This window comes from Salegentibacter sp. UBA1130, from assembly GCF_002311535.1.
GTDB classification, from domain to species: domain Bacteria; phylum Bacteroidota; class Bacteroidia; order Flavobacteriales; family Flavobacteriaceae; genus Salegentibacter; species Salegentibacter agarivorans.
On the sequence record NZ_DCAP01000006.1, the window covers coordinates 135,687 to 160,845 of the forward strand.

Annotated in this window: 13 protein-coding genes; all 13 read right to left on the bottom strand. The window is 39.9% G+C overall.

All coding sequences use genetic code 11. From position 1 onward, the window contains the following. Positions 1–4 precede the first annotated feature (4 nt). On the bottom strand, positions 5–2,503 hold the full coding sequence (locus tag B4F31_RS01935) for a glycoside hydrolase family 95 protein (RefSeq protein WP_286760489.1): 2,499 nt from the start codon (positions 2,501–2,503) through the stop codon (positions 5–7). A gap of 5 nt (positions 2,504–2,508) precedes the next feature. Then, positions 2,509–3,777: a family 43 glycosylhydrolase gene (locus B4F31_RS01940; protein ID WP_245764339.1), complete on the bottom strand. Its 1,269-nt coding sequence runs from the start codon at positions 3,775–3,777 to the stop codon at positions 2,509–2,511. 91 nt (positions 3,778–3,868) lie between these two features. Further along, positions 3,869–5,431 carry a glycoside hydrolase 43 family protein gene (locus tag B4F31_RS01945; protein ID WP_286760490.1) on the bottom strand — a complete coding sequence of 521 codons (1,563 nt, stop codon included), beginning with the start codon at positions 5,429–5,431 and terminating at the stop codon, positions 3,869–3,871. A 5-nt stretch (positions 5,432–5,436) separates the two neighbouring features. After that, the gene (locus B4F31_RS01950; RefSeq protein ID WP_286760491.1) at positions 5,437–6,762 is read right to left on the bottom strand and encodes an acetylxylan esterase; all 1,326 of its coding nucleotides are present in this window, start codon (positions 6,760–6,762) and stop codon (positions 5,437–5,439) included. 31 nt (positions 6,763–6,793) lie between these two features. Beyond that, positions 6,794–8,728: a glycoside hydrolase family 97 protein gene (locus B4F31_RS01955; protein WP_286760492.1), complete on the bottom strand. Its 1,935-nt coding sequence runs from the start codon at positions 8,726–8,728 to the stop codon at positions 6,794–6,796. Between the two features lie 23 nt (positions 8,729–8,751). Continuing rightward, on the bottom strand, positions 8,752–9,906 hold the full coding sequence (locus B4F31_RS01960; protein WP_286760493.1) for an endo-1,4-beta-xylanase: 1,155 nt from the start codon (positions 9,904–9,906) through the stop codon (positions 8,752–8,754). Between the two features lie 217 nt (positions 9,907–10,123). Then, positions 10,124–11,416, bottom strand: coding sequence for a cellulase family glycosylhydrolase (locus tag B4F31_RS01965; RefSeq protein ID WP_093303446.1), 1,293 nt, complete (start codon positions 11,414–11,416; stop codon positions 10,124–10,126). A 10-nt stretch (positions 11,417–11,426) separates the two neighbouring features. Then, positions 11,427–13,559 (bottom strand): endo-1,4-beta-xylanase, encoded by a 2,133-nt coding sequence (locus B4F31_RS01970; RefSeq protein ID WP_093303449.1) that lies wholly within the window; start codon positions 13,557–13,559, stop codon positions 11,427–11,429. Positions 13,560–13,579: 20 nt separating this feature from the next. Beyond that, positions 13,580–14,611: a DUF5627 domain-containing protein gene (locus B4F31_RS01975; protein ID WP_093303451.1), complete on the bottom strand. Its 1,032-nt coding sequence runs from the start codon at positions 14,609–14,611 to the stop codon at positions 13,580–13,582. A gap of 25 nt (positions 14,612–14,636) precedes the next feature. Next, on the bottom strand, positions 14,637–16,370 hold the full coding sequence (locus tag B4F31_RS01980; protein WP_286760494.1) for a RagB/SusD family nutrient uptake outer membrane protein: 1,734 nt from the start codon (positions 16,368–16,370) through the stop codon (positions 14,637–14,639). A 20-nt stretch (positions 16,371–16,390) separates the two neighbouring features. Next, positions 16,391–19,408, bottom strand: a complete 3,018-nt coding sequence (locus B4F31_RS01985) for a SusC/RagA family TonB-linked outer membrane protein (protein WP_093303456.1) — start codon at positions 19,406–19,408, stop codon at positions 16,391–16,393. A gap of 31 nt (positions 19,409–19,439) precedes the next feature. Continuing rightward, positions 19,440–21,329, bottom strand: a complete 1,890-nt coding sequence (locus B4F31_RS01990; protein ID WP_286760495.1) for a RagB/SusD family nutrient uptake outer membrane protein — start codon at positions 21,327–21,329, stop codon at positions 19,440–19,442. An 11-nt stretch (positions 21,330–21,340) separates the two neighbouring features. After that, positions 21,341–24,517 carry a SusC/RagA family TonB-linked outer membrane protein gene (locus B4F31_RS01995; RefSeq protein WP_286760496.1) on the bottom strand — a complete coding sequence of 1,059 codons (3,177 nt, stop codon included), beginning with the start codon at positions 24,515–24,517 and terminating at the stop codon, positions 21,341–21,343. Between the last annotated feature and the right edge of the window lie 642 nt (positions 24,518–25,159).

The window sequence follows — 25,159 nt, forward strand, 5'->3', positions numbered from 1 at the left end:
ATAATCATTTTTTAATATTTAATGTATACTGTTCACCTTCAGAAGTTTTTAAATCGTATTCATAAACCTTCTGAATTTCAACGGGTGTTAAATCAGCTTCTTCTGAAATAAGCGGTTGCTTAATTTCCGGGAGATTATAGAATTTATTAGTGTTATCACCTGTTGCTTCTTCCAAACCTTCTCCTTCCAACGGTGTATATGACCGAATTCTAACAACCCCACCTAATTGAGATTTAATAATAGCATTTTCCGGCTTGTTATTATCCCATTCAATATCTACTTCAAAGCCACCACGAGCTCTTAAACCGGAAACTTTTCCTTTCTGCCAGGCTTCAGGTAGCGCAGGCAGAATATGAATGGCGCCATCGTGACTTTGTAACAGCATCTCGGCAATCCCTGCGGTGCAACCAAAATTCCCGTCAATTTGAAAAGGAGGATGGGCATCAAAAAGGTTGGGATACGTGCCGCCTTTTTCGCTATGGCCTTCCTGCATTGAAGGGGTTAACTGGTCTTTTATCAATTTGAGCGCGTGATCGCCATCCAGTAATCTCGCCCAAAGGTTTACCTTCCAACCCATAGACCAACCGGTCGATTCATCTCCCCTGGCCACCAAAGAAGTTTTTGCAGCCTCAAATAATTCTGGATTGCGGTAAGGCGAAATCTGGTTGGACGGGTAAAGTCCGTATAAATGTGAAACGTGCCTGTGGTCGCTATTGGGATCGTCCCAGTCCTTAATCCATTCCTGCAATTGTCCCCAACTTCCAATTTGCATAGGAGGCAATTCCTGAAGTTTCTCATTTAATTCGGCTATAAATTCTTCATCATCTCCCAGTATTTCCGAGGCTTTGGCCGTTCTTGAGAAAAGGTCAAAAATCAGTTGATTATCCATCGTAGCTCCATAAGTCAATGAGGATTCCGGATGCGCGGTTGGGGCGTGTTCCGGGGAAATGGAAGGAGATACCACCAACCAGTTATTTTCCGGCTCCCTAACCATAAAATCAAGGTAGAATTTAGAAGCTTCTTTTACTATTGGATAAACAGACTCCAAAAATTTCTTATCTCCTGAAAAATCATATTTGTCAAACAAATGCTGTGACAGCCAGACCCCGCCCATTGGCCACATCCCCCAGTAGGAACCGTCTATCGCACCAGTCATACGCCAAATGTCTGTATTGTGATGCATCACCCAACCTTCTGCGCCGTACATATCTTTGGCTGTTTTTCTTCCGACTTCTGAAAGCTCCTTGACCATCTGAATCATTGGCTCGTGAAATTCCGACAAATTTGTAACCTCCGCCGGCCAGTAATTCATTTCTGCATTGATATTTACAGTGTATTTACTATCCCAGGCAGGAGTTAACTGGTCATTCCAGATACCCTGCAAATTGGCGGGTTGCGTTCCCGGCCGGGAAGAAGTAATTAAAAGATAGCGCCCAAACTGAAAATACAGGGAAACAAGGGCTGGATCATTTCCGGTTTTAAAATTTATGATCCTCTCATTCGTTGGTAATTTTGCTGCTTCGGTTTCACCTAAATTAAGGGACAACCGATTAAAATAGGTTTGATAATCTTCCAGATGAGTTTGGTAGATCTCTTCGGACTTCTTTTTTTCTATTGCTGAAAGATATTCTTCTGCTTTTGCTTCTTCATCAATACTTAGATCCTTGTAATTTTTAAAATTAGAAGCGATGGAAATATACATCGTAGCACTATCCGCATTTTGGATTTTAAGAGCATCACTTTCTGAAATTATTTCTCCGCCTTCAGTCTGAATTTTAGTGATCGCCAGGAATTCAACCTTACCTTCTATTCCTTCAAAATCGCTGGTTCTACCGTGTAGCTTTAAGGTCCCATTTTTGGCTGAAACTTCAGCACCTTCGGGGCGATCCATCGTAGCTGTGAAATTTAAAGCTCCGGGTTTATCTGCCGTAATTTGTACCACGATCACCTGATCGGGATGGGAAGCGAAAACTTTTGTTTCAAATCCAACACCTTCAACTTTATAGCGAGTTGTGGTAACCGCAGTTTCCAGATCCAATTCCCGGTAATATTCAGTATAATTTTGGTGACTCGGAAAAGATAGGTTCAGGTTCCCTGCGGTTTGATAAGGCATTCCGTGGGAAGTTTTGCTTATGAAATGTTCATTTACCAGTTCCTGGGCTTCTGCACTTTTTCCGTCGAAAAGAAGTTTCTGAACTTCGGGTAAATATTCTTTGGCTTCCGGATTATCGTTTCGGTTAGGTCCACCAGCCCAGACGGTATTTTCATTTAACTGAATAACCTCTTCCTGCGGATCTCCATAAACCATTGCCCCCAATCGCCCATTTCCTACGGGAAGTGCCTCTACCCATTTTTCAGCAGGCTCGTTATACCAGAGTTTTAATTGGGAATCTCCCTGACTCCAGGATTGAAATGGTGAAATCAAAAACAGTATTCCCAAAATAACGGAAAATCCAATACTGGAATAACTATTTGTTGAAATTTTGATCTTACCAATTCCCATATCTTCTATTTTTCAAATTGAACCCAGTCAACCTCAACTCCGTCACCACTTTTAAGTTGCACGAGCAGATCCTGCACAGCTGTTGCTTCAGATCTTACAGGAGTCGAAAAAACCTCCCAATTTCCACCTTTTTGGATGGTAACTTCAGCAATCTCCTCATCGTTCTCACCTGCAAGTTTCAGCGCTACAGTACCACCAGTTAAAGATCTTGCTCTTATTCTGACATTTTCGGTACCTTCAGCACCAAAATCGACCCGGTTATATTTCACCCAGGCATCAGGTTTATTTAAAACCACTTTCCAACCCTGGAAAGGATCAAGCCGGTCTAAAAACACTGAAGCAGCTCCATAGTTGCCTTTCGCGCTATATCGATCTATCTGAATTTCAGAAGTACTGGAGGTAATTCCCACTCCGCGTTTGGTTGGAATCACTTTTTTAATGTTTCCGTTCCCTTCAAAGAATAAACTATCGGCGCGAATGGAACGGTTTTTATCAAAATCGGGGGAAAGGTCATTATCGTGATAGAATAAGTACCACTGATCTTTATAATTTACGATGGAATGATGATTGGTCCAGGTCCCTGAAGCCGATTCATCCATAATCACCCCCTGGTGTTCAAAAGGTCCCATTGGATTATCTGAAGTTCCATATTCCAGTCTTTCAATATTATTGGCAACGTGCGGATAGGTCATATAATATGTGCCATTTCTTTCAAAAACAAAAGGTCCTTCAATATGCCCTTTTTGAGGGATCTCCTCGAAGGTCTTTATTTCTGACTCCAACGCCAGCATATTATCCTTCAGTTTCGCACCATAAATTTTTCCACGGGACCAGTATAAATAAGCCTGCCCGTCTTTATCAATAAAAACATTGGGATCTATGCCTTCTACTCCCTGAATGTGATTTGGCTGTGGCTTATAAGGCCCTTCAGGTTTATCGGCAATGGCTACCCCGATGGAAAAACCTTTTTCCCCGTCTCCGGCATCTTTGAGTCTGGTGGGAAAATAGAAGTAAAATTTGTCATTTTTGGATATCGCATCAGGCGCCCACATACTGTAAGCCTCGGGATCGGCCCAGGAAACATCTTTTTGATCCAGGATTTTTCCGTGGTCTGTCCAATTGGTAAGATCTTCCGAAGAAAACACGTGGTAATCGGCCATATTAAACCATTCGGCACGGCCTTCCCCTTTTGGTGGCACAATATCGTGGGAAGGAAATACGTATAGTTTCCCGTTAAATACCCTTGCCGTAGGATCGGCAGTAAACTGGTCCATAATCAGCGGATTTTGTGCAAAAGCATTTACTGACAAGAAAAATATAATCAGACTAAGAGATATCGTTTTCGGCATTTTTGAGTGTTTCATCTTAATTATTTTTTTCAGCTTCAATTTTAAAGTAATCGAAATCTACATGACCACCTGCTTCTTTTGTGGCGTAGTTGAACAGCGCAAACCTGTAGCCCATAAAGTGCGGCAGGGTGTATGACATTTTAAGTTCGTTCCCAATGGCCTTCCAGTTTTCATTATCAAGGCTGTAGTAAAATTTTGCAGTATCCTTCCTGTCCTTAAAATCCCCGACGGCTTTAAGGTAAAGTTCCTCCTGATTCAAAGGAATACTTTCCACCTCAACGGGTTCTTCGGAAGCTCCATTGACCATAATAATGTGCTTCTTATTATTTATCATTTTAGCCCCTACAAATCCGAAATTTTTCTGAAGTAAACCAAGCCCGGCAAAATCTCCATTCTTCATTCCGGAGAGATCAACTTTAGTAATGCCAGAACTTTTCGGACCAATGGTTCTTTGGGTAAGTGTGTTTCGGGTATTTAAAAAGGAAGTATCTACCCTGTCTGTGGTCAACCTGAGAAAGCCTTCGCGGTCTTTTAGAGACCAGTAGTCATCCTGGGGATTATGGTTCCATTGCCACACCAGAGGCAAATCTCTGTCTCCTGATTCTCTGTTAAAATCATCAGAGGCCACAATTCCCGGAATCCATCCTTCATTTGCGGGTAGATCCAGGGTTTCAGGCACCTTGCCATTTTCACCTAATACAGGCCAGCCGTTTTCCCATTTTACAGGGACCAGGTAAGGAATGCGCCCCACTGCCCCGTAATCACGGAATAAATAGGCAAACCAATCCCCTTGAGGCGTATTGATCAATCCACCCTGGGCCACACCTTTATCCTGAAAAGCGAGTTTTCCTTCATAAGGTCCGGTAATTTTATCGGCGCGATGAATGATCACCGTTCTCATCCCGTCTCTTGGCCAGGCGATATTGAACAAGTAATACTTTCCGTTAGCCTTAAATATTTGAGAGCCTTCCGCAGGAAGAATATAGTTGGATCCAATAGGTTCAGTAGCGTTCTCAATAAGAACCCGCTCTGTACCTTCCTTCACTCCTGAAAGATCCTCTTTAAGCTCTACAATATTCAGTTTACCTCCACCCCAAATGAGGTAAGTCTTTCCGTTGTCATCAAAAAATAAGGTGTTATCGTGAAAAGACGGACTAAAAGAAATCTCTTCAAAAGTGCCATTTCCAATATCTTTTGTTTTGAAAATATAAGTTTTCCCTGTGGTGCTCGAAAAAGTGGAAACATAAAAATTCTCGTTATGGTAACGAAGGCTGCTTGCCCAGGATCCTCTCCCGTAGGCATTTTCTCCATTTTCCATATTCAGGGCATCAGAATCCCCCAAAGTATTGTAAGCGTAATTCACTATTTCCCAGTTCACCAAATCCCTGGATTTCATAATTGGCACCCCGGGATTCATATGCATCGTGGTGCTGCTCATATAATAGGTGTCACCAACCCTTATTATAGAAGCATCGGGAACATCGGCGTGGATGATAGGATTTTGAGCTTGCTGTTGTGCAACGACTGAATTTCCTATAAATAGACTTAAAATTATAATGAGGAGATTTCTCTTTTTCATATTCTTTATTTGAAATAGGGTTTGGCAAATTCTATAAAATATGGCCAGTTAGGGACTACAGTATGACCGCCTTCGTGTATTCTGAAAACGAGTTTACCTTCAGATAAAAACTCCCCAACTTGAGGAAATTCAGTTGTTGATAGCCTTTTTTCATCATAGATTTCATAAGCAGGGCTGGCGTAGACTCCGACTAAAAACATCCCTTTGGCGTCTATCCAGTTTCCTTCAACTTTAGGATCTCCGCTACTGATAAAAACCGGTCGCGGCGCTGCAAGCGCAATCAAATGATGTGCATCTACCGGAAGATCTTTTGTTTCTAAAGGACCTCCGTATTTTATGAAATTCGGAGCAAACCAGTGATATTGGGAAGTAGAGACCAAATTCTCTACCTGTTCTCCAAAATTACGCCGCAGGATCTTTGTACCGCCTGCGCCGGCAGAACCTATGAATCCCACAGCGAAACGATCATCATAGGCCATAGTAACCATTGCAGCTTTCCCGTAGCGAGAAAGTCCTTCTATAGCCACTTTTTTTGAATCAACTTTTGAATGATTTTCAAAATAATCAAGCGCCCGTCCGGCACCCCAGGCCCAGGCTTTCAAAGCGCCCCAATCATCTAATTTTCTCGGTTCTCCTTTATTCACTACCCCTATGATTCCCTCCCGAAGTCCGGCGCCGTTGTCGGCTTGATAGCTTGTAGGAATTAGGCTGGCGTAACCCCAATTTTGAGCCAGTAATTGTTCCTGCCACGGCTTTTCCTGCTCAGGCTCAGGGAAAAACCCTGCCGGAAAATTCCAGTCGAATTTCAAGATTACTGGCACTTTTTTATCTGTATTTTTAGGAAGAGTAAGAGTCATCTCGATTTCAACGTCAATTTCGGGATAGGTAGAGTTATCTACCACTCCCAGAAGTTCCTCAACCTGCACTGGGTATTCACCAATAATTGAATCTTTTCTGGAAACAACTTTCCAGTTTACAGTAGGGATATTTTCGGGGAGTCTTCCATAGACTTCAGCATTAAAATCTTCTTTAATCTCCTGCCTGCGTTTTTCCCATTCAGAAACTGAAGTGACTGTTGGTCCATCTTTAAAAACCAAAAGGTCGGGCAAGTTATAATCTACAACTTTAGATTCATCGGAATTTGCGGCATTAGGATCGTTGGGATTTCCTGAAGGTCCGTGCCGCAAGGATTCTATTCCTAATTCCTTCAGCATTAATTGATGATCCTGCGCACTTAAACGATAAATACTATCCCGCTCCTCCTGAGAAAACTGCGCCATCGATTGATTGATGCAGCTAAAAAAAACGATAATGAGAAATAATTGTTTCATTTTTAATATTTTACAGGAGGAGGAACCTGTGCTAATTTGTAATCACAAATCCGCCCTGAGGTTGAATGGTCACTTCAAATTTTCCTCTTTTTTGTTTAATTTCTTTCTTTTCAGTTTCCCCCTTTTTTGAGTCATTAATAATACTGAATGTATTTCCTTCCAATTCTGGAAGGGAGAAGCTTACCTTTTTTACCTCTTTTAAAGCATTTATCCCGGCGATATACCATTGCTCCTTGTGCCTTCTTGCTATTACGCTGTACTCTCCAGGGTATCCTTCAATGAAAATGGTTTCATCCCAGATGGTAGGAACCTTTTTCATAAAGTCTACTGCGAATTCCGGAGCGTCTTTGAGATTATTCGGCGTTAAAGCGAAGAATTGAACCGGTGTTTGGAATAGAACTGCTGTTGCCAATTGAAAGGCATCAGAGGTTCTTCTAAAGTTTCCGCCGTCATTGGTTCGGTTGTAGCGTTCGTTTAGAACAGTACCGCCAAAATCCATACTTCCCACCGTATTCCTTATAAAAGGATGAATGGCAGCACTCCGAGCTTCCTGATCGTTTGCATACTGACTAAACATTAGATTTTCCGAAGCAAGCACCGCTTCAGTACTTATAAAATTAGGATATATTACCTCCCAACCTCTTGGAATTGTGGCACCGTGAAAGATCATCATTAATCCGTGGTCATTAGCATCGGACATAATATCCTCATAAAGCTGAATAGTCTCTTGTTTATCGCCACCCATAAAGTCCACTTTTAAACCCTTCACTCCGCTTTCCTGCAACCACTTCATTTCCTGTTTGCGGGTAATGGCCCTATGCATTTTATTACGCGGAGTCATCGGGGCGTCATTGGCAACACCATTGGAGTTATACCACAGGAAAACATCAACGTTCTTGCTATTGGCGTAATCAATGAGCTGTTCCATCCTATCGTACCCAATATTCTGATCCCAAAGCGCATCTATGAGGATGTATTCATAACCCATTTCAGCAGCGAAATCTATGTAGGTTACCTGGTCGTCATAATTCATACTTGCATCCTGCCACATAATCCAACTCCATACCCCGCGCCCGAATTTATATTCCTGAGAGGCTTCGTAAAGCGGCTCTACCACATCAAAAGGAATAGTAGTTTCTACAATTGGCTTTAAACTTTCTCCAACAGTAATTGTTCTCCAGGGCGTGCTAAACGGAAGAGAAATGGCTGCGCCTGTGCTTCCAAAATCATTATTTTCAGTACTATCGGGAAAAGCAATCGTATATTCCCCTTCAGCATTTGGATCGCTGAGATGAGCACCCACGTAAGTGCCATCCACCCCGGTTTCAGAAAGTAGAACCCAGTGATCTTCGGTTTTAAATAATCCCGGAAAGGTATATCCCAGATTATTGGCTGAAGCTTTGGTAATCTCCTGATCTAAGTAATAGCCCTCTTCGTAACTGGGTTTGGTACGCTGAAAACCTACCATAGATTTGGACTGGGGCGTAAGGAAGCTTTTCGCTGTATTTGGAAAATTGAATCCGGTGAATTCTTTGGTAACCACGTGCGCTATGGTGTCGCTGTACTTTTGAAGATGGTATCTAAAAGCGATGTCATTATTACTCACCCGGAAAATCACATCCATTTTTTGCCCTTTTTGAGTGGTAAAAGTTGTGGTTAGTTCACGTGCGTTATAATTGATCTCTGAATCTTTAAGTTTTTTGGATTCATAACTCTTTTCTACGGAAGTGGTTTTACTCCCTTCAAAACTTAAACCTTCGGAATAGTCTGAAATATTTGTTTTTAGTCCCAGCCGGGATTTTCCCAGCACCACTTCATTATTGTAAAAAACAGAATAGGTTGGTATTCCAGCCTCCAGGTTAACTTCTAATCTTACAGCATCATCGGGACTCTGGATGGTTGCTTCCTGCGCAACAACAAAGGGAAAAATGCCTAACAGGCAGATAAACAAAAAGACTTTTTTCATTTCTAATTTTAAATTTTGCAGGGTTATTTTGCTGCAGCCAGATTTATAAGTTCCTTCGCAACAGGTTTTGGATTATTTTCACGATCAAATAGCAACGGATAATCGGTTCTTCCCCGTACTGGCCAGTTATTCTTCCAGGAATTTCCATCGTTCACTCCCCAAAGGGCAACCCTTTCAATTTTATCCTGATGTTTTAGGAACAGTTCAAAAAATTCTACATATCTCTTTGTGAATTGTTGCTCAACATCGGCTGGCAGACCATTAGGAAAGGGATTCATTTTATCTTCATAGTCGAAATTATTCGAAATTTCTGCGCCAGCATCGCCCCAGGGGGAAGGTAAAACACTAAGATCCAATTCAGTGATCATTACTTTCCCAAGGTTCCCATAAGCCTCCAGGCTTTTTTCAAATTCACGAATATCAGGATGGTTTAATCCAATATGTCCCTGCATTCCTATTCCATTTACGGTAATGCCCTCCTTTTCCAGCTTTTCTACCATTCTCACTACCCCGGCACGCTTTCCTGGCATTGCCATAGAATAATCATTGTAATAAAGCTGGGCTTCAGGATCGGCTTCGTGTGCAAATTCAAAGGCCAGTTTTATAAAATCTTCACCTAAAATTTGATAGAACTTGCTATTTCTATAATTCCCGTCATCTTCTATAGCCTCATTAACCACATCCCAGGAATGAATTCTGTCTTTATACCTGCCCACCACGGTATGAATATGATCTTTCATTCTTTGGGTAAGCACTTCCTTAGACACCGTATTTCCATCTTTATCGACAAAAAACCAGTCAGGAGCCTGGGAATGCCATATCAAGGTGTGCCCGTGGATATGCATATTATTTTCCTCGCCTATTTTCACAAATTCATCGGCAAGTTCAAAATTGAACTCCCCTTCTTTCGGTTGAATTCGTGCACTTTTCATAATATTTTCGGCAACAATAGAATTGAAATTCTCTGTCGCAACTTTAAGTTCTTCAGGCTGCCTTCCCATAATTTGCCAGGCATTGAGAGTTGTTCCAATATGAAAATTATCCTGGAAAGCATTTTTTAAAGTCGCTTTAGATACATCGCTATTATCAACTGACTTTTTATTAGAATTACAGCTGTAAAATGTAAAAAACACACTTAACAATAATATAAAAATAGACAAATTTTTTCTTTTGTACATAGCAGTTGATTTTAAAATTCCAGGAAGAAAGTTTATAATAATTTACAATTTCTTTATAAAAAAGTTCCCCTAACTTCTAAAAAAGGCTAATTCATACCGGGTAAGCGTTGCTAATCCAACCGGTATCCAGACTTTTTTGAGTTAGGAGAACTATTCAGTAAAACTCACACATGATTAAATCTAAACGGATAGCAACGCTATTATTTCTAATTGATTTTTATTCACATTCCTTTTTTTCTTCAGCATATTCCCCAAACCATTTATATACAGCATTAGCACAGGCTTCAGGATTGTTATCATAGGCTATACCAGCATTCGGGTCTCCCCGATCAATTAAGTTCTCAGGTGCCAGTAAATTCCAACTTACATTCCCGCTCTCGTCGGCAAGAGCTTTAAAATTTGCTCCAAATCCCCAGGAGCCGGCCTCGCCGGTAACACCACCTTCGCCCCAGGCATTATAACCTTCGGGAGCCCAATCTATTTCAGTAACTGCAATGGGAGCAATATCTGCAATCGGCTTGATATTCTCTGCCCAATTACTTTTAAAAGTTACCGGATCATTATTATCCTCTCCCCAATAACCGGGATAAATATGTACCGCATATCCAATATTGTCATCTTCAATAGGATTATTTGCATATCCCTTAAAATGCGATTGATAACCGGACCCGGGGATCCAAATCACATTTTCAAACCCATTATTACGAATCATATCTACCAAAGACTGAAAAAACATTTTTAATTTATCGAAATGGGGCTGGGTATTACTACCCCATTCCCCATTAGTGCCTAAAATATGAATTGGTTCATTGGCTAATTCGAACATAACATGTTCAGAATTTTTTAAGGCTTCATGCTTCGATAAATAGTCCCATACAGTTTTAAGATATTCATGATATTCATCATCAACATCTATCCTTTCGGGGCAGACTCCCGGTGGTCTAAGGATAACATACATTCCTCTTGACTTCGCATGCTCAATAAGAGGAAGTATTACTTCATCTACCGCATTTACAAAACGATCAAAATTAAATTCTGAAATATCTTTTTCTCCATCTACCTCGGCCCCGGGATTATTTGACCAATAAGGATCTATGTGCAGCCGTACCATATTTAAATACCAGTCGTCGTCATCTTTATTGGTCAGTTTATCCATAACCGATTTATTATAATCTAATGCTCCCTGTACGTCATAATTATTCCATCGCCATTCACCTACATGGCCCCCGTTAAACCAGGGATTTGGAGTCATGGCCACCCCGTGAAGCAAAACTTTTTCTCCACAGGCATTTTTCAAATACCTCCCATCAACACTCAATTTAGATGTATTTAAAGGCCATTCAATATCTTTAGAAGGTTCATCTTCTTCTATTTCATCAGCTTCTTCAATAGGATCTTCCTCCTCGGCTTCTTTTTCCGGCAAGGAAATATCATCGGCTGAACATCCTGGTAATACCAGGAATAAAATCATAAGAATTGCTACTTTGTTAAGAACCTTACTAACCAGCATTCATTTTGTATTATAATTCTTCCAAAGCTTCAGCGAAACTCTTATAAGCCGGTTTCCTGTTTAAGTTAACATCCCACAAGCCCTGGAATTCACCGGGCAACCAGTTTGCATCTTCAGGACTATCGGTAACACCCCAAACGGTAATGCCATATCTTTGTGCCTGAGGTACATGTTCTTTATAAGCTTCAACTACATAACTATACATTTCGGCTTGCTGTTGTAAAACTTCATCTGTAGGTTCAGAGACATTTGTTCTTACGTCCAGTTCAGAAACTTTTATGAGTTTACCGGTTTCAGCAAGAAGTTGAAACATTTGAGCAATATTATTTTTATCGGAATCTATACTTATATGCATTTGAGTCCCAATACCATCTACAGTAGCACCCTGGCTTTCTATGTATTCTACATATTCAATGAGTCCCCTGGTCTTGTCTAAATTATATTCAAGGTTATAGTCGTTTATAAAAAGGAGATCTTCGGGGCTACCATACTCCCTGGCCAGTTTAAAGGCTTTAACCGCATAATCTTTACCCAGGTAATCCTGCCAGTAAAATTCGTCGCTGGTGATATCAGAATCGGTCGCTCCACTTTTTAATTCGTATGGATTTCCATCATCCATAGGTTCGTTAACAACATCCCAGGCATCTACATAGTCTTTGGAAACTTCCATCATGCTCGTAATCCATCTTTCCATTTCGCCACCAATAATCTCCTCCTTTTCTTCAGGTGTTTTCTCTATAACACCACCGGCATTGGGGTTTACACGCGAAAGCGTTACATCATCAATATAAACCGTCCCTGCAAAGTCACCATAACTAATAACTAATCGCTCACGATCTTCTTTGGTAATCGTCGTCTCCAAAGTATATTCCTCCCAGTCTTCTGATACGTTAAATGAGCCAAGCCCATCACTTGAATAATCAGATGGCGATTGTAGCTCGGCACGAAGAGTACCGGCAGTATTTGCTTTTACTTTAAAATTCAAGACATAAGTTTCTTCCATTTCCAATGTAGGTAAATCATAGGCAATCTGTGCTTCCCAAAAATTCGTAGCTGAAGGATTCGTAAAGGTAAAAGCATAACCTGTATCACCATAGCCCTCACCTTCTGAGGAGCGCTCCATGGTAGAACCATTTCCCCAGCCAGCCCAGCCATCAGTGCCAGTTTCAAAATCAGAATTGGAAATTACACTTGGATCCAGTGCGGGACCGCCACCACTGCCTTCCTCGTTATATTTTTTCAGGCTTATGTTATCAAAATAATAAGTAGTGGCAACATTGCCGAGGTTAAAAGCAATAGTACTTGACCCTGCCATTTCTTCAGAAACAATAATTCTTTTGGTAAAAGTAGTCCATTCCGCAGAAGCGGGAATAGCACCAAAAAAATCCCAGTGTTTATACTCTCCAGGTTGAATATGAGCCTGGGTAGCAAAAGAGGCATCAGCATCTGAGCGAACATCCATAGTAAGTTCGTATTCTTCCCCTACTTCCATAGGCGGAGAAAACTTAAAAAAGAACTGGCTTTCCCAATCGTTTTCCCGAACTTCTCCATTGGTCACCGCCAATGCCCTGCCCTCACCGTCTGCACCTTCTCCGTCAGCCGTAAAAGACATACTATCATCTTCGTTAGCCTCATAATTTGCTGCTTCATCCGTTTCAAAGTCAGCACCAGCAATCTCATCCCAGCTTGGTCCGCCACCTATTACTGTTGGCGCAATAGTGCTGTTCAGGTATTCAGCATTTTGATTAGCGTGCCAGGTAAGCGTATGCCCGTAAATAGAAGTTCCTGCTTGCTGTGCCGCAGCTATAAGTTCATTTACCTGAGCAAAATTCATAGAACCATCATTTTGCACGATGGCACCATGCTTCATTCCATAACCTACGGTAAGCTCATCAAAATTTTTATTAATAAGCCTGTACATTACTCCCTTATTAATATAATCTGAAATAGAAACAGTCCCACCTAAGGTGAAATTTGAGGTACTATCTTTATAGCTCTTAAGAGGTGCATAAGAATTAATATCTTCCTGTGCTTCGAGGCCTTCAGGTTTTTCTATTTCAAATGCTAATGGATCTGGATCGGCACAGGAAAATAATGAAGCCAATAAGCCACTACAAACAAGAAAACGATTTAAATATTTCATAATCGATTTATTTTTTAATTTTATTCTAATATGGGAGAAAATGTTTCCATACGTACCCCACGATCTCTAAGTACAAGTGTATCTGTTGTACTCACATTAATTTCTTCAAGGTTAACTTCGTAATCCAGGTAAAGGGCATCACGATCTTTTCCGCCCCAACTGTTTTGTTCGCCATCTTTTACAAATTGGCCGCTACCACTTGCCGTATACTCATCTGATGCAGCTCTTACAGTGCAGTTACCAGAATCGTCAAAGCTTAAAATTAAGGTGCAGTTTACAGCATACCCTTCGCTGTTTTGAAAAACCAAATCTAACTCTACCTCATTTAAAGAGCGGGTTGTAAGGGCTACTACCTGATCGTCTACTACATACTCTTCTTCTCTTATTACAGTATCGTCAAGATTCTCGTTACCGGTAGTTCCTTCAATTTCATCTACCCCACGGCGTAAATAATTCCCGTGCCACGGATTCACATATTTTACGGCATAAAGAATGAAATCTTTAGGCAAAACATCCCAATCTTCTGCAACCGGTTTACGTGGATTTGTAACCTGTGGTATTCCCCTAAGAATGGAATCTGCGCTTACAACGTTGGTCATTTGAAGTGGAATTACATAATTTCTTCCAATAGCAAGACTATCGGCAAAAAATGCATCGCTTAGCTGAAGCTCAACTCCACCTGTTAGTTCACCTTGCGGAATCCTGATTTCATTAGATTCCAGTGTATAATAATTTTCGGGCATTGCCTGAACAGGTTGGCCGCTATCATCAAATACAAGACCTTCCGTCAAAGAATTATCTACTTCAAAATCTATAAAAACGTCCTGATCATTATCGTAAGTTCCACCGGTAGTAGCCATTATTCTCGCTTTACCTTCATTATCCAGAGAAGTGTCAAAAATATCTTCTCCCAGTGTAATTGTCCTTACCGGGTATTGATAAGCAAAATAAACGGTTTGGTATTCATAGTCGTCAAATTCCCATTTATCATTCTCACAAGAAGTAAAGCCTGAAAGAATAATTAAAGCGATTAAATATATTTTATTTTTCATTTTCTGTTCTTTATAATTAAACTAACTACCAGCCCTGGTTTTGGATAATTGCATCGTATTTTAAAACTTCGCTAAAAGGGATTGGTCCATATCGCATATACTCTTCATAAATCCTGTCTTCAACAGTTATTGTTTGATGATTCCCATCAAGAATACTTACTCCTCTGGCCGGAACATTTAAATCGTCGCCCCAACGGCGGATATCCCAAAACCGGAAACCTTCAAAACTTAGTTCTAATCTGCGTTCATTTCTTATTAATTCTCGCATTGCATTTTGATCTGAGCTAATTGACTCTAAATATGCATCGGGCTGCGTTATACCAGCGCGCTCCCTTAAGCCAGCAATAATATCATAGGCCGAAAATCCAAAAGTTCCTGTTCCTTGTGGCCCCCAGGCTTCGTTAGCAGCTTCTGCGTAAATAAGGTATAATTCGGTATACCTCATTCTGGCGGTATAATGCTGTTGAGTATTGCTGGTTACTGGATCTAAATTCACATCCTGCCTTAGCAATTTCTTTAAATAATAACCTGTTCTGGTAGAGGTTTCTACGGCATTTAAGGCATCATTGGTGTTTCCGTCAGCGGCGGTTACAATAGTTGAATTACCGGGTCCTGCGGTACTTTGATTTACCACAATGTAATGATCTAACCTTGGATCCCTGTTTTCGTAAGGATTAGCGGGATCAAACCCACTAGCCGGATCTGTAATAGGATAACCATTTGCCATAGGAAATGAATTCACCAGGTTTTGGGTTGGATTTAGCTGTCCGTCGCCAAATAAAGTTGGTGGAAAATGTTGCTGTTCTAAATCACTGGTTTCTACAACATCGGTTCTCCAAATAATTTCGGGCGGGTTATTTCCCCCTCCAATTCCACTTATTTGCGAAGCATTTTTGTACCAGGTATGACCATTTGTTGCAATACCACTTGCTCCTCCATTTTCTGCCAATACTTCCCCGGCATAATTGGCTACATCGGCCCAGGTAGTAGTATTTCCATCGGCATAAGCAGGGCTTGCAGCAAGTAAAGCCGCCTGTGCCCTTACAGTTTTGGCAATTCTACCGGTCATTCTTTGTTTGGCATATTCACCAAAAACCCTGTTATAATCTCCCAAATCTGAATAACCCTCCGGTAAACTTGAAAGTGTTTCATAATCTAAAGGAAGTAAAGCTTCAGCCTGTTCTACATCTGCATATAACTGTTGTATGCACTCTTCAAAAGTTGCCCTTGGTTGATTAAAATCTGAGCCGGTTTCTTCAGGTTCTAATAAGATTGGAACCCCTAATAGCTCTCCATTAGCCCAACCCGCATGTTGACGTAAGAGATAATACATATATAACGCCCTAAGACCATAGGCTTCACCTTTAAGCCTGTCGTTAAAAAGGGAGCTTATTTCTTCATCTTCAGACCAGGTTACTTTATCAGTCTCGGCAAGAAAGATATTGATATACTGGATAGCTGCCCTTGCATTTTGCCACTGGTCAAAAGGATTATTTTGAGCTGTCCATTGCCCCGTAGCAATTTCACGGTAAGGATTATTGTTTACGTTACTAACGGCATCATCTGTTGCTACCTCACTAAAAGAATAACCATTATTTGGTAGCCTGGTATAAGCGTTAAGCAGAATACCCTGAGCATATTCGGCCTCAGCATACATATCTTCCAGGCCTCTATTATTCTCTATGGCAGGTTCTATAAGATCGTCACAACTTGTAATTGTAAAGACCATTAATAAAAGAAGTAGTAATTTACTTTTCATTTCCTTTTATATTTAAATTTTTAAAATATTGCTTTTACGCCCAGGTTATAAAATCTATTCTGGGGTGCACTTCCTACATTTAACTCCAAAATCTCACGTTCAGGGGATACTGTTAGTAAATTAGCTCCATTTACATATACTCCTAATTCCTGCACAAACGATTGGGCAAATAATTCTTTTGGAAAATTATAGGAGATTTGAACTTTTGCCAGGTCAAAACGATCTGTACTATAAAGCCAGAAATCTGAATTTCTAAAGTTATTATTACTATTAGTGGTAGTTAATCTTGGATAGGTTGCAGTTTCACTTGTCTCTGGCGTCCAACGATCCCGAGCTACGATTGAATATTTATCTTCACCATCCATCCAGAAATAAGAACTATTTTTCATACCGTGAGCTCCAAATCTTCCAATTCCAAGAGCGAAAAAGGTGAAATCTTTCCATTCAGCTGTGAAATTCACACCTAAAGTTAGCGGCGGGCCAAACCAGCCAGCTTTGCCTAGATAAACTTCATCCTGGTTGTCTATTACCCCGTCACCATTCTGGTCTATATATTTAATATCTCCCGGGGCAACCTGTCCATAACTTTGCGAAGGTGAATTCGCAATTTCTTCAGCACTTGCAAACAGTCCGTCGCTTTCCAGCCCCCAAATACCATCTAAAGGATTACCTTCCCTGGATTGGTATTCATCTTCATACATTTCAGCTCGTTTGGTGGCCTTGGTGTCATAATAAGTACCAACAACTCCAAGCGTAGTTTTCAATTCTCCAAATTGCTGATTCCAATCGGCTCTAAAATCAAACCCTACACGTTCATCATCGTTATAATTCACATAAGGGATAAATGAAGAGTTTGGCCATCCGGTTTCAAAATAATTAGGATATAATACAGATGCCTGTACTATACCACCCGTCATTCTATTGGCAAAAACAGAACCCTGTATCTGGAAAAGATTATCAAATAACGAAGCTTCAACCCCTAAATTTATTTCTTCTCTTTTAGAAAAAGTTAGGTCATCGTTCTGGCCTCTTCTGGAATCTGTGGAACGGCTTAGAGCACCATCTCTCCAGTTAAACCAGGCACCATCGGTTTGGGTATAAATACTTTCATATAAATAGTAATCCTGTATATCAATATCGGTATGTAAAATACCTGCGGAAGCGGTAAGTTTTAACTCATCAAATACCGTTGAATTTTGAAGAAAATTCTCTTCGCTTAAACGCCATCCTAAAGTAAAGGTTGGTGAAAAAGCCTGACGGTTTCCTTCAGGTAATTTTGCTGAATGTACCAGCGCTCCACTGAAATTCACAAAATATTTATCTAAATAATCGTAACCCACATACAGGCCTAAATTGGCATTACTGGTTCGGTGATATTCTTCTGAAATAGATTGCTGAAATCCATTGGCAATAAGCATTGCTGAAACGTTATGATCTTCTTCTATTTTAGTCTCATAATTAAATTGCCCTGAAAAAGAAATTGTTTGTCTATACCAGCTATCGCTTATATTTTGTACACCAGACCTGGCATCCTGCCCATACTGGGTTAAACTTGCAATTAAATCATCCCCATCATAATTAGTCCAGCTAGGCTCGTAAACTGCGTACTCATTGTTATATGATTGGTTGTAAGAAGTAGAATAATCTACTCCAAAGTTTGAATGAAAACTTAAGCCTTCCAGGAGATTTCCTAAATCTGCTCCAATACCTGTATTAAACTGAAATTGTCTACTGGTATAATTATTACTTCCACCCGCATAAATTGCAGCAAAAGGATTGGTTTGGTCAAGCTGCGTACCCCCTAAAAGATATTGTCCATCTATAAGGTTACTACTATTGTTAACATACTGCAGAGAATTCTCATCGCTTTCCTCAATCATACTTGTTGGAATTAACGGCGAAAATCGGTTTGGCCTTAAATTGGCAGCACCTGACCAATAATCTGTATTCACACCCCAACCGTTATAATAAACAGCTGATGCATTTACCGTAGCATATAAAGTTTCAGTTATATCAATATCTACATTCCCACGAATATTAAACCGCTGGGTTCTGTTATTTTCAGCTTCACCAAAATTTAGTAGCGAACCTGCTGAATAAAAACCAAGATTTGTATAATATTGAGCGGTTTCATTTCCGCCGGAAATCTGGGCGGTAGCATCATACCTGTTATAGGTTTCCTGTAAATAATCTGAAGAATAATAGTTTACATCGGGATACCTGTATGGGTTGTCCCCGGCTGCATGTTGGTAGATAGTTTCATCATCAAACCGCTGACTTAACCCATCATTTGCCCTTGCTTCATTATAAAGGGTCATATATTCAGCAGAACCAAGATATTTTGGATAACTTTTTGGAACAAACATTCCTGCATTTATCCTAACATCAATTTCCTGCTTCTGAATTTTTCCTCTTTTTGTAGTAATTTGAACAACACCTTTAGCAGCACGACTTCCATAGAGCGCCACTGCAGAAACTCCTTTTAAGAAACTAATTTGATCTATTTCTGTAGGCATTATACTTCCGGCATCTCTTGGCACTCCATCTATAAGCACTAAATACTCGTCCATACCCCAAATATTTCCGTGAAAACCATTGGCAAATCCTTCCATATTTTCCAGGGTACTCGTATTATAATTCTTCTCCATTAATTCATCCAGATCTACAAAAGAAACTCCACTTATTAGATTTCTCTTCTCAACTTTACGAAATGCAACATTTACATCTTCATAACCTTCTGCAGGCTCAAGACTTATATTATCCACAAATGGAGTTACAATTACTGTTGTAGGTTTGTACTCCAGAGCTGCTACGGCCAAAGTGGAATACAGGCCTGTTGAAAGTGAGAAACTCCCAATAGAATCTGTAACCACGGTGTTGCCAGCCTCTGTCGTTACGGTAGCACCCACTAACGGCTTTCCTTCTTTACCTCTAACGATGGCTTCAACATCAATATCTTCAGATGTTTGTGCGACCCCTATAAAAGGCATCAAGGCAAATAGTGCACAAAAAACTACTTTAAATTTTATAATATTCATTCTCTCTATGTTTAAATTGAACACAATGCGGTTACCAGCCAGGATTCTGACTAAATTCTAAATACATATTTACATCCACATTTTTTAAAGGCAGCCAGTAATGTTTGCTACTAAAGTTTCTTTCCAGAATAACTTCTTCTCTTAAGTTTAGAACCCTGTTTTGTGAAGGATCATCGGTATTAAGTTCTCCGGCCCGGTCAAATTCTACAGATTTCTTTAAAGTATATGGACTTTCGGTTAACAACAACCAACGTCTTAGATCATTAAACCTGTGTCTTTCAAAAGCTAACTCTACTGCACGCTCCCGGCGCACTTCACTCATAAAAGCATCCAGAGATCCTAAAAATTCATCTGCCACGTGACCAACACCGGCTCTATCTCTTACAAAATTAATAGCGTCTACCGCTGTTTTACTATAGCCCGAAACCTGTCCTGTAGGTGAACCATAAGCCTGGGCAGCTGCTTCAGCATACATTAGGTATACATCTGAGAGTCGCATCCATGGTAAATGAATATTCAAGCTGTTCCCATAACCATAACCTTCATCATATTTATTCGCTGTTATTGGGATAAACTTGTAAAGCATATACCCGGTTCTACTACCCGTTCTTATATTTCTATAACTTCCGCCAGTAAATAGATTAGCATAACGATTATATTCTTCATCTGCTGGCATAGAACCCTGAACGGTACGAACGCCATCATATACAATATCATTATAAAATCTTGGATCACGATCTTTCCACGGATATTCGGGATCATAACCAGATTCTGGATCGGGTTGCGTAATATCTTCAATTGGCATCCCATTGGCCATTCCATAAAAATCTACATAGTTTGCAGTAGGAAGGAATTTCACATCCCCATCGGTTAAAATTGGAGAAGGTTGATATTGTTTTGCTGTACCATAAGTAGATCCATGCGCACCAAAATAAGATCCTCTAAAAATAGCCTCAGTACTACCTGGTATTTGCCAGTTTTGCCCGGTTGTATAAAAGTTTAAATGATAATCTGAAAACGGTACTAAAGAATAATCTGCTTCTCCAGATTCTGTTAGAGTAAGTAATTCGGCAAAAGCTTCAGCAGCTTTTTGGGCATAAGAAGTATTGTATACCGCATTTCCTGTAGACTCCTGATTCATTAGTGGACTTGCCGCCCATAAATAATTCTTCCCTAAATAACCAAGCGCCATTATTTTATTAATACGCAATTGGTTTTTCCCTAATGTTGCGCTTCCCGCATCTGTTTCGTCCCAATCTGTAGGTAATAAATCGGCAGCAGCACGAAAATCCTGTGCGGCGAGATCTGCAGCTTCGTGATAACTTAAGCGGGGTAACTGTAGTTGTTCATCACTTGGTAAAACTTCATTTATATATGGTAATCCTCCAAAATATTGAATGAATTGGAAATGAAACCATCCTCTAAAAAACAATAACTGCCCTCTTATTAAGTCTTTTTCTTCTTGAGTGGCATCTGTAAGACGGTCCATATTAGCAAGACCTAAATTGGCTTTTCTAATTCCATACCAGCCTAATTGCCAAAGGGATTTTGAAAATCGGTCATCATCTGTACTGGTATTATTTCTATCCATCCAGCCGGCTTGCCAGCCATCAAATTCTGACTGCCAGCCCCAAAAGTTTCCATTTTCAATTTTATTAATAAAGTGGAAATCCCTGGCTGTAGATTCAATTTCATCATCTCCCCAATTCCAGGAGTTGGTCCAGTAGGCATTGGTGAAATCTGGGATACAATGATATAATTCTTCAGTAAACCCTTGAAAATTGGTGAAATTTTTAAAGGCTTCCTCTTCAGAAACTATAGATTCATCTTCCCTGTCTAAGTAATCTTCACAAGATGATATGAAAACTAAAGCAAATATTGCCAGACTAAATTTTATAATGTTTTTTATATAATTTTTCATAACAAGCTATTTTAAAAAGTAATATTTACCCCTAAGTTATATCTACTTACGGTTGGGTAAGCTCCCTGAGATGCCCATCCCGTTCCGGCAAAATTCGATTCCCTGTCATCTGGCATATCAGACCATAAGAAGAGGTTGTTTCCGTTTAAGAAAACCCTTAGGTTTTTTACTCCCAGCCTATCTACTAAACTAGAGCCGGCATCGAAAGTATAGGCTATTTCGGCATTTTTAAGTCTTAGGTAAGAACCATCAAACATATACCTGTTGGCAGCGTTATATTCACTTGGCGTGGTAAGCCATCTTGGCACCGGTGAATCTGCATTAAAGTTATCTTTAGACCAGTAACTTCCTTCTTCATAAACCACGTGATTTTGGCTACTTAAACTTCCTAAAACTACCTGGCGGGTTACATTGTTTACTCCATAGAATTGCACATAACTACTAAAGCCTTTCCAGTCAAACCCAATAGTAGCGTTATAAGTGTTTTGAGGATTCCCGGTAAAACCAAATGGAATATTATCGTAAGCATCTATTACTCCATCTCCATTAAAATCTATAATATGATAGTTTCCGGGTAATTTCTGGTTATCGTTTGCATTATGAATGGTACTTGCATAGAGATCGTCCCATGTATTGTAATAACCAGGAGTAACGTGAGAATATGCCTGCCCAATTTGTAAACCTGCATTTTGCTGATATGCCGGCAGCAAAGAAGGATCATCGGCATCTATCACTTCATTTTGAGAATGCGTCATATTGAAATTTGACCATAATCTCAAGCCATTTTCAAACCTGTAGCTTAAATCAATATCAAATTCATAACCTTCATTTTTCACGTGACCCAGGTTTGCAACTGGTGCTTCGGTACCAAAATAAGAAGGTATCGCTCTATCCCCTCCATTAATTAAAATATCGGTTCTTTCATCTATAAAATAGTCGAAGCTACCTTCAATAAACCCGTCAAAGAATCCAAAATCGACTCCTACATTCGTTTTCTTTACCTTCTCCCAGGAAACATCTGGATTTCCTACGGACTCTTCTAAATACCAGGTGTACGGACTTTGCTCTGCGGCTTCCCCGGTTACACCCATTCTTGCCTGCCCATTGTAGCCCCACTGCGTCATGTACAGAAATCTACCGGCTACATTGTCGTCTCCAATCTCACCGTAATTAGCTCTTAGTTTAAGCATATCTAAGAATGAAGCAGAATCAAGGAAATTTTCCCGTGACAAAATCCATCCCACACCTCCTGAAGAAAAGAAAGCAAATCGGTTTTCAGGACTAAATTTCTCAGAACCGTTATAAGCACCGTTATATTCAAAAGTGTACTTATTATCTAAGGTATAAGTAGTTCTAAAAACCCAATCTTCTCTATAACGAGGTATTTGGCTTCCGGTAGCATTTTCATTTCTATTCATAAGTCCCATTACAGAAACATCGTGACGCCCGTCAAAATTCCTGGCATATCTAAGTTGTAACTGGTAGAAAAGTTTTCTATGCGAAGACCAATTCTGAACAGCCCCTGGGCTGGTAGACCATTTTACACCTTCCTGAAAATCAAAACGGCTATTTGGGTCGTAGGCCTGCTGGTATAGCTCGGTACCGGTTTCAGGGTCTATCCATTTTTCCTGCGCATCATTGTATAAATCATTAATTCCACGATCAGCTTCCACAAAAGTGTTATCTAATGCGATGGTACCGTTAAAATTTAGTCCCTCTAAAATCATATCAAGATCCTGATCCAGGGTGAAATTCGTAGTTAAGCGAGTGGTAGTCATATACTGAATTCCGCTTATACCCAGAACTCTCACCGAATTGGTAGCCGCACCTTCATTGGGCGCATAATATCCCCAGGCTCCATCTGAATATCTAGGTAGAAATACATCTGGTGCAGTACTATAAGCTGCCACCCACATGCTATATTCATCTCCTGTAGCTCCCCACGGACTTTTCTTTACACCGTGTGAACCAGCCAGGTTTACCTGGAACAAAGTGGTAGGGGTAATCTGAAAATCAAGATTACCTCTTACGTTTAACCTGTTGAATCCATACCCGGGCTCATAGCCCCTGTTATTATCATATTGTTTCATTAAATCTCCCTCCCTAAGGAAATCTGCTGTAGTGAAATACTTTACAAAATCGGTACCCCCACTTACATTTACGTTTGCGTTATAAGACATCGTATAATCTCGAAAAAGCGTGTTTGCCCAATCTACATTTGGATATCGCTCTCTTTCTGCCTGGTTTGCTGGATTTCTGTATTTGTCAATAATATCTAATGGCATATAATCATTCCACGCGCTTGGGTTTAAACCAAGTTCATTTTCAATTGCTTCATTACGGACTCTTAAAGCATCATAAGCATCGTATTTACCAGGCAATTTAGAAGGCCTTTTCATTGTAGTGTTTACTCTTGCCCTTATTACGGCTTCACCTTTTTCACCTCTTTTGGTAGTCACAAGAATAACACCGTTAGCACCCCTAACTCCATATACAGCGGTAGCAGAAGCATCTTTTAAAACTGAAATGGATTCTACCGAGCTAATTGCTACACTGGACATTGGTCGCTCTACTCCGTCTACCAAAATAAGCGGGGAAGAGTCGTTCCAGGTACTTTGCCCACGAATTAGAATTCTGGGATCCTCTTCTCCAGGCATACCCGTACTGGCACTGGTAATAACTCCTGGCACATTTCCTGTTAAAGCTGCACCAATGTTTGTCACACCACCTGCTCTTTCCAGAACATCACCGCTAACTTCTGCTATAGATGCTACAACGGTCTCTCTTTTTTGTTCTCCATAACCAACAATTACCACTTCTTCTAGCGCATCCTGATCTGGATCCATAATCACGTTAATTTCCGATTGGTCATTAACTTTTCTCTCTATGGTTTTATAGCCTATAAAGCTAAAAACCAGGGTAGCATCGGCAGGAGCCTCTATGGTATAATTCCCTTCCATATCGGTAACAGCACCGAGATTTGGAACTTCCTTTACAAGAATATTCACCCCTGGTATTCCAAGATTATCTTCAGATGAAGTAACCGTTCCCCTAATTGTTTGTTGTTCACTTCCACTTTTTGGCTTATTATCATTAGCATAAACCGAGGGAAAAAACAGAAGTTGAAGCAATAGTCCAAAAACCATTGTTCTAGTTAGGTAAGGAAGATTTATTAAATTTATTTTCATATTAAAAATGTTTTAAACTCTATTAAAATGGCTCAAAGTCATTTTAATTGGCTTGCTATTCATATTCGATAACGTTTTAGTTTTTAGGAATAAAAAAAGTGACATTCCCGGGATCATTCCTGAAGAATAAAACCTCATTCCGAAAATGGTTTCTGTGAAGCTTCGTTTCCGTTAGATAATAATTTGTCATTCTCTTATTATTATTTCGTTTAAGGGTTATTAAATAGTTTAAAAAATGAATACATACTCCTTTTTGATATTTAAGATAGTTTTAAGAAGTATTGTTTCGTTTTGTTAACCTGGGATTAAAATTCAGCTTATTTTAAGGTTTTGATGATTTCAAAAAGGCTTAATTGTGAATTATTCCTTAAAAAATCTGAACCAAATATATCCGTTAATTCAGCTTATCAAGAATTGTGGTGTTACAAATACTTTACGGTATGTTACATGCAAGAAAAAAAATGGTAAAATCAATGTAAATTGGGTTAAAATAGGACATATTTTGAGATAACTTAATGACCTGAACCCCTATAAAACCTATACCCCTCAACGCATTGTGATTTTGGCAAGGATTATAGTATATAAAAATGTTAATCTTACACTTAAACGTCGACTTAAAACAAAAATAAGTGCTTAGCTGGC